Raw genomic sequence first — 17,400 nt, forward strand, 5'->3', positions numbered from 1 at the left:
CTTATTCATGAATCGAACAAAAGCATGGACCTGAGAATTCAGGCCCATGCTTTTTGTTATATCCAGCGTTCAAACCCCGCCATATACAACTTGGCCTCGTCTTACCTTTGATATCGCCAAGCCAGTTAATATTAAGAGACTTCGTATTAACCCAAAACAAATCCGGATGATCCGACACTTGAAAATGCAAATGCGCTTCGGTTGAGTTGCCGGAATTTCCGCATAGACCTATCAGATCGCCTGCTTCGACCTCAGAGCCTACCTTTACGCATACCGATCCCTGCTTTAAATGTGCATATAGGCTGTATTCTGAATGTCCATGATCGATGATGACATAGTTGACGACGGGCTTGGTTTCGTTTGTCTCACCCACAGGCTCATTGTCCCTGATGTTATTCTCGATACCCACCACCTTCCCGCGGGCACCAGCAAGAATCTCCTCTCCAAACGCGAAGTAACTCTCATTCTTGGCTGGATCTCCTTCATAGGACATGGCGTTCTCCGTCTAGATGACGTCTATTGCGTACCGCTGGCTTTCCTCTGCGTAATGGTAATTATCCGTAACATTCTCGCCGCCCCAGAACACATACCATTTTCCCTTAAACGGAACTCGGAAAACCGTGACGGTTTGCTTGGCATCCGATTCAGGAAATCTCTCAATAGGCGATAGCATAAGCCCTACAATGGTACCCGTTTCATCGATCATCGCCTGAATGCCTTTTTCCCCGCTATCATCCATCCAGTTTATCAGTCGGATTTTGTTGAGCGTGTCGTCCAACGTGATATGGAACGTTTTTACGCCTGCCGTATACTCCACTGCCATCGCTTCAAATTGTTCGATCGTTGCAAGTGAACGCAAATCCTCTCCGAACAGCTCGTACAGCTTGCGATGTTCCCCATTCAACAGGAATCTAGAAACATCTACCATATTCAAACCTCCTTAATATTCAAACCCAATGTTATAAATAGTATCTGACGAAATGAACCTGCATTGAAACAGAATCTTAACATTGGTTAAACTTTCAGTTCCCGTAGGTACAGATGCCCGGAAAAACACCTTTCCTCTACAACTAAAACAAAGAAGCACCCGAACCCATTCGTCAAGGTTCGGATGCTTCTATTCTTAATATATATACAGCCTATTAATGGTTAGATGTGAGTACCAAGCCGGAACGGGTTTGCGGTCCGACCTTGCGCACGGAAACCTGATTTCGCTCGGCCCAACGCGTGAGACTCCGAATGCCTTCACAATTCTTCTCTTCAAATTTAAAGCAGCAGTACATCGGATTTACGGTCTTATCCTTGAGGCTAATTTGAAAAGCGGCTTTATGGCAACCGGAAACCTTGATTTCGCGGATCTGTTCAGCACGAATCTCTACGCCGTTGATCGAAATCGTCTCCGAATCCTCCTGAATATTCACTTCCCGCTTCACCAATCTCGCATAACCTTCAATAGCCAGTGCCGCAACGACAACGACATTCACGGCCATCTGCATATAGAAGAAGAAAGGATAGGAATATTCGGTCAAGGTGGCTACCTGAAACAGGATAATGCTAAGGACAAAGGAAAACAAAATAACGTCTTTCATTCTGGTAGAGTAATGGATCGCATATTTCATGATTAATCAGCTCCGTTCATTCTGTAAGGGTTTTCATTCAGCTCTTACCTTATTATAACACCATTGTACATAATTTTGACACATATCATTCACATTTTTGTCAAAAAAATATTTGCCTCGCTCCTTATCCTATGCTTATCCATTTCGTGTCGTGTCGTTCATGGTCCAACCAACCATATAAATACACGGTTTGTTTCCTGACCACAAAAAAAGAGCATCCCGCCAGATCCAAGATCCGTTGGGACACCCTTTGCTTCAACACTTTTGTCTTTATTTGGTTAACGCCGTATTGCCTTCCTTTCCCCGAAACCATTTCATTACGACAGATACGGTATCAATAAAGGTAATGATCACAATGACGTAAATGAGGCCATCCCTGGATCGATCCCAAATTGATTTTACGGTCTCATACGCTTCATCCCCCGGTGTTACGAAACCCGCGTGAACGAGCTGATCCATGAATGTTGGATTCCAAATCGTCACATCGGAGAACAGGATCACCGCAACGATAACGGAAGCAACGTTAAATATGACGTGCATGACGGCAATCTGCGGCGTCCACTTTCTTGTGATTAATTTCCTGGCTTCATTGAATATGCTGAAGGCAGTAAGAAGCCATATCAGCGGTAAATACTTGGCGAAGGCAGCCTGTTCAAACACCGGAATGGCGATCGAGTTTTCATCGAATCGATGAACACCAATCAGGTTAATGGAAAACGTGAACAGGACGAAGAACAGCACGGAGAACAGGATGCCGAGCACCGGCTCAATCGGTTTAATCCGAGCGGCTGGTTCCGGAATTGCAGGCAATTCCGAGGGTTTCCATGGATCATTGGGGACTTGGCGAGCCCCGCGGTATTCGATAAAGGCAAAAATAACGGTAACCCATGCAAATCCGTGGATTCCCACGCTAAGCAGCGAAACAAGAAATTCCAGCAGCTTCTCGGCAGTGGGTTCCGTGCTTGTAAAGAAATCAATGATGTAGACGATGCCAAGAGCAACGGCTATCGAATACAGTACGATCTTCAGGACGGACCAATAGCTGTTAATCAAACCCGGACCTATGAGATACCTTTCCCTTCCTCTGTATCTGGCTGCCATTTCCCCGGGCGGCCCTAGCTCAAGCAGCACCTGCTCCACCTCTTCCAAACTTGCGGTCTCTACGCCGACTCCCCGGTCTTCCAGCATGTCTTCGACGAGTCCTTGAAGCTCCTTCTCAATATCCGCCCGCTGCGATTCGGGCAGCTTCTGGGTCACCGCATAAATATACCTATTAATAAGATCCATCACCTTAGTCCCCCTTGTCATTCACAAGTCCCTCCAGACTTGTCATCATATCCTTCCATTCATGGTAGAGCTGCCGATATATATCCTTGCCTGTCTGACTTATGATGTAATATTTTCTGGGCCGGGCTTCATTCGTATCCCACTCGCTATTAAGCAAGCCTTGTTTCTCCAACCGACGCAGCAACGGATAGAGCGTACCCGCTTCCACGTTGATCCCCCTCTTCTGCAATATGGTCACCAATGAATATCCATACTGTGGTTCGGACAACTGACTGAGAACACCAAGGATGATCGTACCCCGCCGAAGTTCCTGCACCATACTGTTTAAAATATCCTGCTCCTCTGGCATATCATCATCTCCTGGAAATTATTATACTGTACGTCACACACTAATGTAAATAAACAATTAATAATCTTTTAAAATTATTTTAGATAACCTTATGTTAACGGCTGCCAAGCTTGATGGCTACCATAATTCGAGCATTTCCTTGTACGCAATAAAAGGTTACCCTACGGCCGTGACGGTCCGTAAGATAACCTTCTCTAATTACGATCACCCATTACCGGGTTCCTGATAATGTTCACTTGCAGGGAATGATACGCCAGTCTCCATAGTTCGTTGGCAGCTATATGTTCAGCCGCCTATCTATCTCGATTTTCTGGGAAAACCGTTCTGGTATTGTGCCGGAATCGCGATCTCCTTCTGAAGCACCGTTGCTGCTTCTAATGCCCAGTACGGATTGCGCAGCATTCCTCTTCCAACAGCGACGAGATCAGCGTCTTCGTTGCCTATTACCGCATTTGCCCGTTACTTAATCTCCTGCGGCTCCTTGCCCAGCAAACCGAGCATGCGAAGTCCGTATTGTATTCCGTCTTGGCCGACATCGCGGGTGACATGCCTGGCCGCCTGCTTCACGATCTCCGGCGCATTGCCCATTGCCACGCCGTGGCCCACGTACGACAGCATCTCCAGATCATTCAGATAATCGCCAAACGCGACGGTATCCTCCAGATCGATGCGCAGCAGCTGAATCAATTGTTTGATTCCTTCGGCTTTGGAGCCCCCTGCCGGTAACACGTCAATTCCATAGGGGCCCCAGCGCACGAAATCGAACCGCCCTTCGAATCTTTTTACGTAATCGGCCTCCTCATCCTCGTTACAGAATACAATGGCTTGATATATATCGCGGCCCAAGTAATATTCCGGATCGTATTCCGGAATCGTCAGTTTCAGCTCCCCCCAGCTGGAATCGATATGGACATGCTCGGTTACGTTCATCTTCATCGCTTCGCTGCCGGCATAGATAATCGGATGATCCAGCCGAACGGCTTGTTCCGTCAGCTCCTGCAAGGCATCCTCCGCCAGAGGATGACCGTAGATCGGTTTGCCTTCATAAACCACATATTGACCGTTCAAGCAAACATAAGAATCGATGCCGAGCTCTTCCCGCAGCTCTTCAAAATGATAGGGGGCGCGTCCCGTAGCAATGGCTACGATATGGCCGGCCTTCTTTAATTCAGCAATGGACTCCTTCGTTGTCGCCGGAACCTGCTTCTCATGATCCAGCAGCGTACCGTCAATATCAAAAAATAGGATCTTCTTCATCAATAACGCTCGCCTCTCTTTACGTATATTCAAGCTTGTAACTGTATTGTAAATGATGAAAAGCATTTCAGAGCAAGCCATAATTTTACCAAGCCTTCCGGGATCAAGTCCAGCTAACGCCAAAAACGGCAGGGGAGCACTCTTTTCAAGATATCCATTTTAATGAACAAGAAAGCCGGTCAGCCAGACGATTTACCAGCATCCGGACCAAAAAGGCCCGCCTGTTCAGGGCGGACCTTTCTCTTATGGCTTTATTTCGCTTCCGAGCGGACCTCTTCAAGCATTTTATCATTGAATCCGAACATCCAGGTCAGCACGAACGTAATCGCCATCGCCGTCAGGTTGCACAAAATATAAAGAGGAAGCTGGCTGTTCAAGTACAACAGCGTGCCCGGGATGACGGTAATGGCCATGCCTGTGGCCTTAAGCTGAAAGATGGAAGCCATGAAACCGCCCACACCGCCGCCGATCAAGGCGATAACAAACGGTCTGACGTAACGGAGGTTGACCCCGAAGATCGCCGGCTCGGAGATTCCCAGCAAGGCGGAGAATGCCGATGGCAGGGATAATGCCTTGAGCTTTTTATTTCTCGTCTTGAGTCCGACAGCCAGACAAGCTGCACCCTGCGCTGCCATGGCGCTGGTCACGATCGCATTGAACGGATTGCTCCCTGTCTTCTCAAGGAGTTGGATCTCCAGGAAGTTGAAAATATGATGCACGCCGGTGACCACAATGATCTGGTTAAAGAAACCGATGACCAGACCCGCGATACCGAACGGTAGCTCCAGCAAGAAGGTCGTCGCGTTCAGAACCACCTCTTCCAGGGAGTGGAACACGGGGCCGATCGCAAACAGGCCGAGGGTTATCATAACGAGCAAGGTCAGAAACGGCGTAACGATCAGATCGATGGCGTCAGGAATGCGTTTTCGCAAAAATCTCTCGAATTTCGCGCCCAGCAGTCCAATGAAGAATGCCGGCAGGACCGAGCCCTGATACCCGACAACCGGAATGAAATCAAAAATCATGAGTGCCTCAGCCGACCCGTTCGCCACGCTGTACGCGTTGGGAAGAGCCGGGTTAACCAGCATCAATCCCAGGACGATACCCAGCACGGGGCTGCCTCCGAACACCCTGAATGCGGACCATGCCACCAAGGCCGGCAAGAAAGCGAAAGCCGTATCCGTCAGTACCTGGGTGAAGAGCAGAAAATTAGCCGAGATATCATCCGGTGTCGCACCGAACCAGGCAAGCACGGTGTCCTGGGTCAGCAATCCTCGTAGCCCCATGAACAAGCCAGTCGCGACCAGTACCGGAATAATCGGCACAAACACGTCACCGAATGTACGAATCGCCCGCTGAAACGGATTGCCCGACTTTTTTGCCTGAGATTTCAGTTCTTCCTTGCTTGTGCTCTCCATTCCAAGGGATTCGACCGCTTCAAAAATCTGATTGACGGTTCCTGTTCCGAAAATGATCTGGTATTGCCCGGAGTTGAAAAAGGCTCCTTTGACCTTGTCGATCTGCTCGACCTTCTTCTGGTCGATCTTCTTCTGATCATGAACCATGATTCTAAGTCTGGTCGCACAATGGGCAAAGGAAGCGATGTTCTCCCTGCCGCCAATGGCTTCCACTACCTGCCTTGCGATTTCCCGGTTATCCGCTGCCATGTTCATTCAGCCCCTTCTTTATCTTTTACGGCTTCGGTCAGATCCCATTTCCGGACCTTCAAGCCGGCACTGCCGTTCTGTACGAAAAATCGAATGTTTCGGCTGTTCCACTTCGGAAAAATTCTGCTTGTAAACACCTCTTCGCCATCGTTGATGAACAGCTCGACCGAAGAAATGTCCACGAACAGATGAAATTTGATCGAATTTCTTTCGGTTGGCAGCATACAGGATCGTTCCGCTCCGTAATCACTGACAATCGTTGCACCCGAAGAAGAGCGATCCAGCGTAACCTTCCGTTGGCCGGATTCATATCGAATAACGGTTCGTTCCCCTTCGCCAGCCCGAAATTCAATGCCAACGACGTCCGCCTCGATGGCTTGGAACTCGCATATCATTTCGAATGCGGTTCCTTGAACCCCCTCGTAACTCTTCACTTCGCTGTGAAGCGTATCCTCTGCCTCAACGGCATGATCGCGGAGCGCTTGAAGCTCGGGAACCGGCTGTTGAATCAGCCTGCCTTCACGGAACGTAAGCATACGCGGAAGCGTCAAACAATGGGCCCAGCCATGCGAATCGGTGGGATACCCGATATCCGGCAAACCCATCCAGCCCACCATGATGCGCCGGTCTTTCTCATCCAGCATGGTCTGCGGCGCATAGAAATCAAAACCTCTGTCCAGCTCGCAAAAGGGACCGTGATCAAACTCCAGCGTATCCCTATTGAGCGGCTTGCCTGAAATATAGCCGGATTGGTAAATGTTTCGAAAATGGTCGTCCTCCGGAAGCAGCCCTTGCGGGGAAAACAGAAGCACGCCCTGGCCTTCCAGTTCAAAATAGTCGGGGCATTCCCACATATAGCCGAAATGCTGAATTCGGGTTTGTATCTCCCCCTTGAATTCCCAAACCAACAGATCCGAGGATTCATAAACGACAGCCGCACCTGTCTGATTAACCCTTTGGGCACCGATGACGAACCGGTACTTGTCTTTGTCTTGCCATACTTTCGGATCCCGGAAGTGTTCGGTATATCCATCCGGCACATGGTCGATCAGCGGCTTATCGAGCTTCGTGATGGATCCGTCGCGGTTCATCACAGCCATGCATTGATAAGATTGCCTGTTCCATTCCTCATCCCGGGCATTCCCGGTATACATGAGGCATAGTTTGCCATCTTTCACGATTCCGCTACCCGAATAAGCGCCATATGCATCATGCGGGTGACCGGGTTCAATAGCGATGCCTTGGTTCTGCCAAAACACCAGATCTTTCGAGGAAGTATGGTACCAGTATTTCAAGCCGTGAAACGTGCCCAGAGGAAACCATTGGTAAAACAAGTGATACTCTCCGTTGTAATAAGAAAATCCATTGGGATCATTCATCAGGCCCATGATGGGCTGCACGTGAAATTTTTGCCTCCATTCGCTCAATCGCACTTTCTTCCTTAAGGAGGAAAGCTCTTCGGGAGAAGCCTGATCCAGGCGTCGGTATTTCAGTTCTCTGTCCATATCTCTTCTCCTTATAAATAGGCTTCCTGAAAAATCAAGCAGATCGTGCTACGCGTGCACGCGAATAAATCCAACTGCAGTGGAACCGGTTCCAATCAAAGGTAAAAATAATGAACTCAGTTCCAATACCAAGCAAACACTCGGTTTGGAACCGGTTCCGTTATTTGAAGTATAAAATACCTAATTCAGATTGTCAACGCTTTCCCGATGAATCATCTCGCAATTCATGACCGTCAGGAAATCCACCGGCTCGTCGTTGACCAGCTTCATAATATGCTGTGCCGCGAGGTGGCCCGCTTGGAAATATCCGTATTTCACCGTTGTTAACCCGGGATGAATCACCTCGGTTACGTCGTATCCGCCAAATCCGGTAACGGAAAGTTGGTCGGGAATAGGGATGCCTTTCATGTGCGCCGCTTTCATCACGCCCAGCGCAATGTTGTCCGTGGCGCAGACCACGGCCGTTGGCAGCGTTCGGTTCAGCTCAAACATGGAGCATGCCGTTTTCACACCATCCGACATCTTGAATCCACTCTCATAGAGAACCGCTTCCGCCTCTTCATACTCGCTTACCGCTTTGAGGAACCCTTCCTTCCGCTTGACTCCGACGGCAACGTCCTTTTCCGTCACCCCGATATAGGCAATTTGACGATGTCCCATCGACAGCACGTACCGGCCCATGTCATAACCTGCGGCATAATCGTTATAGATCATGCTGTGGACATGGTCATGCTGTTGTCCGAGCAGAATGACCGGAATGCCGATCTCTTGAATCGCGGCAAGATGGGTTTCCGTCACCTGCGTGGCGAACAGAATAATGCCTGATATTTTTTGTCTGGCGAGATCATACAGCGCTTCGATCTCCCTGGATAAATCCTGGCTTGCGTTGATGATCAGAAGCTGATATCCGTGTTTTCTTAATTCTTCGTCCATGCCGGCGACAGTCTGCGATGCGGAGAAGGAGTCCAGACGCGGCATAATGGTGCCGATCATGCTCGTTTTTTTCGCTTTCAGGCTTTGCGCAAAAGAATTCGGGATATAGCCGGTTTCCTGAATAACCTGCTCAATCTTGCGGCGTGTCGCATGACTGACGGATCCTCCGTTCAAGAAACGGGAGACCGTGCTTTTGGCAACTCCGGCTTTGTGGGCAATATCGGCGATCGTGTTCTTCATGCCAAGATCTCCGGAGCCGTTAGCAGCGCAGCATCGAACGGATCATTCTCTGCAGCTCCCTGTTGTCCCGCACAACAGGCCATGATTCGTATAAACATGAATCTCTCCCCTTCGTAATTCGCTTATTCCTAACTATACCATGACGTCCAGGGGTCCGTGAAATGCGGGCTCCAAGCCTAGCATTGCATGGTCCATATTTGCTTCTATGTTCCAGGCTCTGGCATGAAATGAAGGATTCGAAGGGGATGATTCATGGGTGCAGCCTTACTTCACATACTAATGGTCAAGTGCATTCCCTTTGCCTCGGACGGTTCGCTCGGCCGATTCGACGGTATGCTTCAGCAATGTCGCTATCGTCACGGGGCCGACGCCCGCCGGTACCGGCGTGATTGCGGATGCCGCCTTGACGCAGGCTTCGTAATCGCAGTCCCCGATGTTTCCTTTATTGTAACCGGCGTCTAACACGACGGCACCCGGCTTGATCCAGTCCCCTTGAATGAAATTAGGCTTGCCTACGGCCGCAACCACAATATCCGCTTGGGACACAATCTCCCCAAGGTTCTTCGTTCTCGAATGGCAGATCGTAACCGTGGCGTTACGATTGAGCAGCATCATCGATACCGGCTTGCCCAGAATCGGACTGCGTCCGACCACCACCGCATGCTTCCCTTCGATCGGCAGGCTGTAATAGTCCATAATCGCGATAATCGCCGCCGGCGTACATGACGGGTAATCGGCGAAACCAAACGCATTTTGCGAGAACCCGAGCGTGGTTACTCCATCCACGTCTTTTTTAATGTCGATGGCATCAAAAGCCGCCCGCTCATCGATATGGTGCGGTACCGGGTGCTGAAGCAGAATACCGTGGACGTTCGGATCCTCGTTCAGTGCTTGAATCGCGGCAATCAGCTCCTCCGTCGTTGTCGATGTCTCCAGCACTACTTTTTTGGATATGATGCCAAGCCGCTCGCACGCATTTCCCTTCATCCGCACATAGGTCGCCGAAGCAGGATCATCGCCAACCAGAATCGTTGCCAGACAAGGGGTTACCCCTTGCTGTTTCAATTCCTGTACCTTCACCGTCAGTTTTGCCTTGATATTATCGGATACTTTTTTTCCATCCAAAATTACGGGTTCCTTACTCATGCTAATCCGCTCCTTCGCCATTGTATTAAAAACATAAAGAGGCAAGGCGACTCAAACGTCTCCTTACCTCTTGCCCAGGCGTACGGCATATGATCCCATGTGCTCCCTCTTGGTGACCCAAGCTACGCCAGTAACACATGGATAACTTTTTTTAATATATCACGACTTTGGACTTCGCGCCACCGGCTATGCGGCAGCCCTTTAATCGTAAAGTTTTTGATTTATTGCCTGGAATCACGTATGTTGCCGATGGTACAAGCATAGAATGTCTTAAGAACAATTCGCTCCAGGAGGCCTTGATGAGATATCCGGCGATCTTCAAAATGCTGCCCTTTATACTGCCGCTTGTGTTCGTGATTCCGGTCTTGACGATATGGCTGCAGAGGGACTTCAACCCCATATCCAGCCAAGACCTACAGCAGATTAAAACCGTCTTCACGGGCATCTTCCTTGAGGCACTTCCTTTTATTTTGCTTGGAGTGCTGCTGTCGTCCCTTCTGCAGCTGTTCGTAAAAGAGCAATGGGTGCGGCGTCTCACGCCGAAGAATCCGGTGGTTGGCGTCCTGTTCGCTTCCATGCTCGGCATCCTGTTTCCCATCTGCGAATGCGGGATGATCCCGGTCGTTCGCAGGTTGATGCTGAAAGGTATGCCCGCCTATATCGCCGTCACCTTTATCCTCAGCGGTCCTATTCTGAATCCCATTGTATTCGCATCAACGATCATGGCCTTCCGTTCGCATCCCGAAGTGATGATCGGACGAATGGGACTGGCTTTTGCAGTCGCGGTGACGACGGGTTTGCTCGTCTATGTTTTTTCAAAAAGCAGCCCCCTGAAGCGTTCTCTTCAAGAGTTCGCCGAACAGGGCTCCAGCAAGGGGGAACGTTTGTTGCATGAGCATCCCAAAACCTGGAGAAGCATGTTTGTCCACGCCGGAGACGAGCTGATCGAGATGTGCAAATATTTAGTCCTGGGTGCTTTCCTGACGGCCTGCATCCAATCCTTCATTCCGAGGGAGGAACTGCTGGCTCTGGGGAACGGTCCTGCCGCCTCCTATCTGTTCATGATGGGATTTGCCTTCATCCTGTCCCTCTGCTCAACTTCGGACGCCTTCGTGGCATCGGCATTCACGCACACCTTTACCGTCGGCCCGCTGGTTTCCTTCCTGGTTCTCGGCCCGATGCTGGATTTCAAAAGCCTGCTCATGCTGTCGGCTACCTTCAAGACCAAATTCGTGATCGGTTTAAGCCTGCTGGTGATTACGCTTGTCTTTATCGGCTCTGTAACCGTCAACGCGCTATTCGGCGGTTAGGTGTAGTAAACAAACTAGAGTGGCAATACACGAAAACGGTTGGAATAACGGCACCTTCAGGCTGTTATGCCTTCGGATATCCACTTGAGATTGGAGGTGTTCGGGACGTGAATCCCAGTCTGAGCCTGCGAAGCCACTATATACTGCGATCGCTGCTTATCGCAGCTCTGGCCGCCTATATCATGCATTTGAACGCATCAAATTCGCTGGACTATTACTTGGCTCCCCATATGCAGACCCTGCTTCTGCTCTGTCCCGTGCCGCTGTTGTTCATAGCTTTCGGCATGCTGTGGCACGCCATTGCGGGAGTTTCCGGCGAGGTGTGCGATTGCGAGCACCCCCTGCCCAGCGGACTGATCAAAAACATATCGGTTTACGGGTTATTCTCGGTGCCGCTGCTGTTCGGCCTGCTCCTGCCGGACCAAGCCCTCGGCAGCGATATGGCGGCCAAAAAAGGCATGATCTACACCTATCCGAACCCCGATGTTCGCCGTAAAACCGAGGAGCGGAATGCTCCCGCCGTATCGGGCATGGAGAAGCATGGAACGAATGATGACCTGGCGGCAGCGGAGGACATCGCACTGAACGAGCGTTTTGTTCCCAAAGACATCTACAGCGTGGAATTCGCGGAGCTGGCCAAGCGCTTATATACCTTACCCGTCATCCGAGTGGAGCCGGACATTTTCTCGGAGACCGTTGGGGCCATGGATATGTACAAACAGCATTTTCAAGGAAAGGCCATCACCGTCCAAGGATTTGTTTTCCGCGATGGACATATGAACGAAGACGCCTTCGCCGTCAGCCGCTTCCTCGTGATGTGCTGCACGGCAGACGCCGTCCCGTTCGGGGTCATTGTGCGCGACGCGAATGCTTCGTCGTTCGCGAATGACGCGTGGGTTCAGATCGATGGCACGATCCAGGTCACCACTGTGGACGGTAAGGAAACGCTGCAGATTCAAGCGGAACGGATTCAGCCGATCGAGCAGCCGTCATCCCCTTACATTTTCACGAATCCGGACTCTGTCGCAGAGTTTGATGAACTGTATTCGAATGATATCGAGACCAAGGAGGAAATCAATAAATGAACAAGATACCCGTCGTGCTGATTAGCGGATTTTTGGGGAGCGGCAAAACCACGCTGCTCCTCAGGCTGCTGGCGTATGCCGCCAAACGGCAATGGAGAACCGCCGTCCTGATGAATGAGATGGGCGAACAGGACGTGGATGGCGATATCCTGTCCGGTGAAATGCCGGATCTTCCGATCGAGAAGCTGCTTGACGGCTGCATCTGCTGCACCAAACGCGACGAGCTGGGGCAAGCCCTGAAAAGCCTGTTAGATCAAAAGCCCGATCTCGTCTTCATCGAGACGACCGGAGTGGCGAATCCTGAACAGATTCTTGAGGATTTGCAGGATCCGTCACTGGTGGATCGAATATCGATCCGTGGCAAAATCGCCTTGGCCGACTGCAGCAAATTTCTCGAGTACAACAGCTTCTTTGCATCCAGTCGCGAGCTGGTCCGTACCCTGCGGGGACAAATCAGCTTCGCGGACCGGATCATCCTGAACAAGGCGGGAGAATGCGAAGAGAAACAGATCCATAAAGTCATTACCTCCATTAGAAAAATCAATACGACGGCAAGCCTGTCCGTAACCGACTACAGCCGTTTGGATGAGCATGAAATGTTTGCGGCCCTTCAGCTAGAGCCAACGGAGAATCATAGCCATTCATCTCATTCTTCGAACCGGCAAGGGAGTCCTGCGGACCGCCTGCAAGGCAGCGCTTGGACCGGCGAAGAAGATCGGAGCAAGCTGGGTCGCCGCAACCATGAAGGAGCTTTCATTCATAATGAGCATCGCCATCGCCATGGTCATGAAGAGGAGGCCGGACACGGCAGCCATTCCTATACCGGCCTGGATACCTTGACTCTATCTGCACCGACCCCTTTCCCGCTTGAGATCAGCCTCATCGAAACCTTTCTCGCTGCACGCGGTTCCGGCCTGCTACGGGCCAAAGGATATATTCAGCTCTCCACGGGTCCCTCCCTGGTTCAGTGGGCAGGTTCACAGCTTGCCATCGAGCCCAGCACGCTGAAGCTGCAGCGCGGCTATCTTACGTTAATCGGCCATCGCCTGGATAAAACGCGCATTGTCCAGCAGTGGGAGGATTTGCTCAGCGGCGTGGTGCAGTGACATTTGAATGCATGCAGGGATATGAAAAAAAGATAAGGAGATCCTCAGGGATCTCCTTTTTTTCGGTTCGCTTATGTTTAGTCCCTGGGATAATTCACTTCCATAATATCCATAAAAGGAACCTTCGTAATGACGCCGTTCTGTTTCATATGCACCTTCCCTGTGCGGGAGTCCATTTGATCGATTTGTCCGCGGACCGCCTCTTCCCATCCCCAGACCGTCAGTACGATGATCGATTCCTCCTGATAAGCTTCCGTAAGCTGATTTCCGAGCTCTTCCAGTACAAACTCATCCCTGGTGGGTCGCTTTGGAACTTTTGCTTTTGCCATAATCTTGTCCTCCTGATTTATGTTGTTCATGCGTCAGCATTACATTTTCAATGAAAACGAATCTTTTATCCATTCTATGAATTAGGAATCTACTATCTATTATACATCAAATGCGATTCAGAATTCTCGGGCTCTCCCAGGATTCAGATTATCTGAAGGAACTATGGACTCGATTCGCTTTTTTATACAAAAGACTTGATTTTCAGAAAATAAACATATATGATTGACCCATCAACCATTGACGAGTCAATGAATTGAAGGAGGTCTTTATCATCTCTACATGCCATACACAAGACCTGCTGTACTTGCTAATGCATCTGAATAAGCACATTGCGACTCGGTTTGAACGATGTGCCGGTGTTAGTCCCAATCGGCTGGAACTCCTCTGCAAACTGACCGGCGGCGAAATTAGCCAGTCGGATCTCCAGAAGGCAGTGTCTATCGATCCAGCTGCGGTGACCCGTCATGTTCAACAGCTGGAAGCGGAAGGATTGCTTCTGCGGACGAGATGCGAGAATGACAACCGGATTACGTTGGTTCAGCTAACTGAAGTGGGCAAAAGTAAAGTCGCAGCGTTTAAGGCGGAGAAAGATCGATTTATGGAGGAACTGCAGGCAGACCTCACGGAATCAGAACGACTTGCGCTTGTTCATGCTTTACAGAAACTGAACAGCCAGATTCAACGGATGAAACACCCAAGCAAAACCGATTAACTTATAGAGACTAAAGGAGAGAATACCATGTCTGTAACGACCCTAAACAATGATTATAAAGAAATTATTACTTCCCGCCGCTCTGTGCGGGTATACGACCCATCGGTCAAAATCAGCCGTGAAGAGATGACTGAAATTTTGGAAGAAGCGACTTTGGCTCCGTCATCCGTTAATCTTCAGCCTTGGAGATTTCTTGTCGTTGATAGCCCGGAAGGAAAAGCGACGCTTGAAGAGCTGGCACCAGGGAACAAAACACAAGTTTCAACTTCTTCGGCAGTCATTGCGGTATTTGGAGATATGAACGCATTCGACAATGCAGATGAGATTATGAGCACTGCTGTGGAACGCGGTTATCTGCCGCAAGAGATAAAAGATCAGATGATGGCGAACTATACCGATCTATTCGGACGTATTCCGGCACAGGCTTTCCGCGAAATGATCCTTATCGATAGCGGCTTGGTTTCCATGCAGCTTATGCTTGCTGCCCGTGCCCGTGGATATGACACGAACCCCATCGGCGGATACGACAAATCCCGAATTGCAGAAGCATTTGGTATGGAGAAAGAACGTTATGTGCCGGTCATGCTCATCTCGGTAGGTAAAGCTGCCAAAGAAGCGCGTTTGACGACTCGTCTTCCTATTGACCGTATTGCAGAGTGGAAGTGAGGCATAGCGATGATTATTATTCATGCAGAAATGAAAGTAAACGGCGAACGAGAGGCTGAATTTCTGGAATCCGTAAAAGAACTTATTGAAGCATCCCGTGCGGAACAAGGAAATGAATCTTATAAGCTGCTCAAAGATACGGAGCAGGATAACACGTATCTCATGGTTGAACAGTGGAAAGACCAGGAAGCTGTGGGGCTCCACAATGCGAGCAGCCATTTTCAGGCGTTTGTGGCTAAAGCTCCAAAATACCTGACAGCTCCGCTAAACGTGCAGGCCTATGCAGGCCAACTGATCAACAAATAATGAAGCAAACTATATTCCGTATTAAAAAGCCAACTCGTTTAGACGAGTTGGCTTTTTTTATGCTATTACTCCATTCCATATCGGATCGAACAGATAAGCAGCCTTACAGCGATAGCTCTTCGATGACCATCCATGGCAGCGGATTGTGAAACGTTGACCAGTCCAGCTGCATTTCCCGGTCGGTCAACAAACACTCGTCCAGCTCCCGCTCGATTTGTTCCTGTTCCATCCCAATCCCGATCATCACGAGCTCGGTCATCCGATCTCCCCAGACGTTATCCCATTTCCTTCGCACATCCGGCTCACTTCGTAACAGCTCCTGCTGCTCCTGCTCGGTTAAAGCCGCGACCCAGTATCCTGCAGGCCCGAACTGAATCGAAGGTCCGGCCTGGCTCACACTTGCCGCAACATCCTCGCGCACGGCCAGCCAAGCGATCCCTTTCGCACGTACGACTTCTTCCGGCCAATCACCCATGAATGCCGCCAACCGCTCCGGATGAAACGGTCTTCTTCTCCGATAGACAAAAGAGCTGATGCCGTATTCATCCGTTTCCGGCACGTGCTCCTCCTTCTGAAGCTCCTGGATCCAGCCGGGGGACTGACTGGCTTTTTCAAAATCGAATAAACCGGTATTCAGAATTTCCGCAGGTGCCACTTGTCCCTTCACGGTGCGGATGATTTTGGCGCTTGGCTGAAGCTTTCGCAGTATGCCCTCTACCTTGGCCAATTCGTCCTCGCTTACCAGATCGCATTTGTTCAACAACAGCACATCGCAAGTCTCTACCTGGTCGATTAACAAATCCACCACTTCCCGCGTATCCTCTTCGCTCAGCGCTTCCTTCCGATCAAGCAGGCTTTGCCCCGAAGAGAAATCTTTCCAGAATCGGTTCGCGTCCACCACCGTTACCATGCAATCAAGCCGGGCGAGATCGGACAGCTGTACGCCGGACACCTCATCCGGGTAAACAAAGGTCTGCGCAACGGGCACGGGCTCGCTGATTCCCGTCGATTCGATCAGTATGTAATCAAAACGCTTCTCTTGAGCCAGCTTCTGAACTTCCTGCACCAAATCTTCCCGGAGCGTGCAGCAGATGCAGCCATTGGACATTTCGACCAGCTTCTCATCCGTTCGGGACAGGCTTCCTTCCCCTCTCACCAAATCCGCATCGATGTTCACTTCGCTCATGTCGTTCACGATGACCGCTACCTTCAACCCTTCGCGATTATGAAGCACGTGATTCAGGACCGTCGTTTTGCCTGAACCGAGGTAACCGCTAAGAACAGTAACCGGAATTCTATTGTTGTTATTCATCAAATGAACTTCCTCCATTCCTTAATCGTAATAATTACGATTTATACGGTATGATGATATATCCCCTCCATTAAATTGTCAATCCTTCACGTTTAAAAACATTTCTACAAGCAGAAAAAATCTCCGGAAATCAATTTCATAATATTCCTTTACAAGAATATTCTCAAAATGGTATATTACAATTAATCATTGGTTAATCTTTACAAATAAGGAGGATACGTTATGAGCCAAGACGTAATTTCGTTCATTGAAAACCTGAGTTTGCCTTGGCAAGCAGAAGTCGGCAAAAAGCTTCGACTTATGATCCATGAAGCCATTCCGGAGGTAGAAGAACGGATTCAGTACAAAAAACCGCATTTTCTCAAAAACGGACACTATGCAGCCGTGATTTCGCCATCCAAAGATGCAATCGCCTTTATGATCATGAACACAACCAATCTAGAAGTCCCTTCAACTTTCGATGGTCCACCCGAACGGAAATGGCTCAAAATTCGAAAAGACGATACTCCTGACTATGAACAGCTATCCGAATTATTAGTTCAAGCATCAAGTTCGTTGTAATAACCAGAT

Annotated in this window: 19 protein-coding genes, 1 pseudogene and 1 riboswitch; of the genes and pseudogenes, 7 read left to right on the forward strand and 13 right to left on the reverse strand. The window is 49.7% G+C overall.

The window, feature by feature from the left end:
• Position 1: 1 nt before the first annotated feature.
• From MHI43_RS19580 to MHI43_RS19630, 11 genes and pseudogenes are all read right to left on the reverse strand, one after another.
• Positions 2 to 493, reverse strand: a complete 492-nt coding sequence (locus MHI43_RS19580) for a M23 family metallopeptidase (RefSeq protein ID WP_235201704.1) — start codon at positions 491 to 493, stop codon at positions 2 to 4.
• A 12-nt stretch (positions 494 to 505) separates the two neighbouring features.
• A complete protein-coding gene (locus MHI43_RS19585; protein ID WP_235201705.1) occupies positions 506 to 928 on the reverse strand; it encodes a hypothetical protein in 423 nt (140 codons plus the stop codon).
• A 214-nt stretch (positions 929 to 1,142) separates the two neighbouring features.
• The gene (locus MHI43_RS19590; RefSeq protein ID WP_341283150.1) at positions 1,143 to 1,589 is read right to left on the reverse strand and encodes a hypothetical protein; all 447 of its coding nucleotides are present in this window, start codon (positions 1,587 to 1,589) and stop codon (positions 1,143 to 1,145) included.
• 300 nt (positions 1,590 to 1,889) lie between these two features.
• Complete coding sequence (locus tag MHI43_RS19595; protein WP_036661264.1) at positions 1,890 to 2,906, reverse strand: hypothetical protein; 1,017 nt, start codon at positions 2,904 to 2,906, stop codon at positions 1,890 to 1,892.
• Between the two features lie 4 nt (positions 2,907 to 2,910).
• Positions 2,911 to 3,255, reverse strand: coding sequence for a PadR family transcriptional regulator (locus tag MHI43_RS19600; RefSeq protein WP_015736063.1), 345 nt, complete (start codon positions 3,253 to 3,255; stop codon positions 2,911 to 2,913).
• Positions 3,256 to 3,552: 297 nt separating this feature from the next.
• Positions 3,553 to 3,711 (reverse strand): annotated as a pseudogene (locus MHI43_RS19605) (NADPH dehydrogenase); the annotation flags it as partial.
• A gap of 3 nt (positions 3,712 to 3,714) precedes the next feature.
• On the reverse strand, positions 3,715 to 4,512 hold the full coding sequence (locus MHI43_RS19610; protein WP_081746276.1) for a Cof-type HAD-IIB family hydrolase: 798 nt from the start codon (positions 4,510 to 4,512) through the stop codon (positions 3,715 to 3,717).
• Between the two features lie 251 nt (positions 4,513 to 4,763).
• Complete coding sequence (locus MHI43_RS19615) at positions 4,764 to 6,185, reverse strand: sucrose-specific PTS transporter subunit IIBC (RefSeq protein ID WP_015736065.1); 1,422 nt, start codon at positions 6,183 to 6,185, stop codon at positions 4,764 to 4,766.
• Positions 6,182 to 7,684, reverse strand: coding sequence for a sucrose-6-phosphate hydrolase (locus tag MHI43_RS19620; protein WP_036661267.1), 1,503 nt, complete (start codon positions 7,682 to 7,684; stop codon positions 6,182 to 6,184). The genes MHI43_RS19615 and MHI43_RS19620 overlap by 4 nt, the downstream gene beginning before the upstream one ends.
• Positions 7,685 to 7,864: 180 nt before the next feature.
• A complete protein-coding gene (locus tag MHI43_RS19625) occupies positions 7,865 to 8,857 on the reverse strand; it encodes a LacI family DNA-binding transcriptional regulator (protein WP_036661270.1) in 993 nt (330 codons plus the stop codon).
• Positions 8,858 to 9,133: 276 nt separating this feature from the next.
• Positions 9,134 to 10,003, reverse strand: coding sequence for a tetrahydrofolate dehydrogenase/cyclohydrolase catalytic domain-containing protein (locus tag MHI43_RS19630; RefSeq protein ID WP_036661273.1), 870 nt, complete (start codon positions 10,001 to 10,003; stop codon positions 9,134 to 9,136).
• Between the two features lie 65 nt (positions 10,004 to 10,068).
• A riboswitch (ZMP/ZTP riboswitch) is annotated at positions 10,069 to 10,148 on the reverse strand.
• Between the two features lie 154 nt (positions 10,149 to 10,302).
• On the opposite strand from MHI43_RS19630, the gene MHI43_RS19635 reads away from it, so the two are divergent.
• The 3 genes from MHI43_RS19635 to MHI43_RS19645 all read left to right on the forward strand — a co-directional run bounded on the left by MHI43_RS19635 (position 10,303) and on the right by MHI43_RS19645 (position 13,504).
• Positions 10,303 to 11,313: a permease gene (locus tag MHI43_RS19635; RefSeq protein ID WP_036661276.1), complete on the forward strand. Its 1,011-nt coding sequence runs from the start codon at positions 10,303 to 10,305 to the stop codon at positions 11,311 to 11,313.
• Between the two features lie 107 nt (positions 11,314 to 11,420).
• Positions 11,421 to 12,398 carry a TIGR03943 family protein gene (locus tag MHI43_RS19640; protein ID WP_036661279.1) on the forward strand — a complete coding sequence of 326 codons (978 nt, stop codon included), beginning with the start codon at positions 11,421 to 11,423 and terminating at the stop codon, positions 12,396 to 12,398.
• Positions 12,395 to 13,504, forward strand: coding sequence for a GTP-binding protein (locus MHI43_RS19645; protein ID WP_015736071.1), 1,110 nt, complete (start codon positions 12,395 to 12,397; stop codon positions 13,502 to 13,504). Before MHI43_RS19640 ends, MHI43_RS19645 begins: the two co-directional genes overlap by 4 nt.
• 77 nt (positions 13,505 to 13,581) lie before the next feature.
• On the opposite strand, the gene MHI43_RS19650 is transcribed toward MHI43_RS19645, so the two are convergent.
• Positions 13,582 to 13,833: a YolD-like family protein gene (locus MHI43_RS19650; RefSeq protein ID WP_015736072.1), complete on the reverse strand. Its 252-nt coding sequence runs from the start codon at positions 13,831 to 13,833 to the stop codon at positions 13,582 to 13,584.
• A 311-nt stretch (positions 13,834 to 14,144) separates the two neighbouring features.
• Between MHI43_RS19650 and MHI43_RS19655 the strand changes: the two genes are divergently transcribed.
• Genes MHI43_RS19655 through MHI43_RS19665 form a run of 3 tightly spaced genes read left to right on the forward strand, consistent with a single transcriptional unit; the run spans position 14,145 to position 15,518 of the window.
• Positions 14,145 to 14,546, forward strand: coding sequence for a MarR family transcriptional regulator (locus MHI43_RS19655; RefSeq protein ID WP_341283151.1), 402 nt, complete (start codon positions 14,145 to 14,147; stop codon positions 14,544 to 14,546).
• A 27-nt stretch (positions 14,547 to 14,573) separates the two neighbouring features.
• Entirely contained in the window at positions 14,574 to 15,212 is a 639-nt protein-coding gene (locus MHI43_RS19660; protein WP_015736074.1) for a nitroreductase family protein, read from the forward strand.
• A gap of 9 nt (positions 15,213 to 15,221) precedes the next feature.
• Positions 15,222 to 15,518, forward strand: coding sequence for a putative quinol monooxygenase (locus MHI43_RS19665; protein WP_015736075.1), 297 nt, complete (start codon positions 15,222 to 15,224; stop codon positions 15,516 to 15,518).
• Positions 15,519 to 15,621: 103 nt separating this feature from the next.
• Here MHI43_RS19665 and MHI43_RS19670 read toward each other — a convergent pair whose 3' ends face one another.
• A complete protein-coding gene (locus tag MHI43_RS19670; protein ID WP_015736076.1) occupies positions 15,622 to 16,830 on the reverse strand; it encodes a GTP-binding protein in 1,209 nt (402 codons plus the stop codon).
• Between the two features lie 222 nt (positions 16,831 to 17,052).
• On the opposite strand from MHI43_RS19670, the gene MHI43_RS19675 reads away from it, so the two are divergent.
• Positions 17,053 to 17,391, forward strand: coding sequence for a DUF1801 domain-containing protein (locus MHI43_RS19675; RefSeq protein ID WP_015736077.1), 339 nt, complete (start codon positions 17,053 to 17,055; stop codon positions 17,389 to 17,391).
• Positions 17,392 to 17,400: the final 9 nt, after the last annotated feature.

Source organism: Paenibacillus sp. FSL H8-0457 (genome assembly GCF_038051935.1).
Lineage (GTDB): Bacteria > Bacillota > Bacilli > Paenibacillales > Paenibacillaceae > Paenibacillus_AQ > Paenibacillus_AQ lautus_A.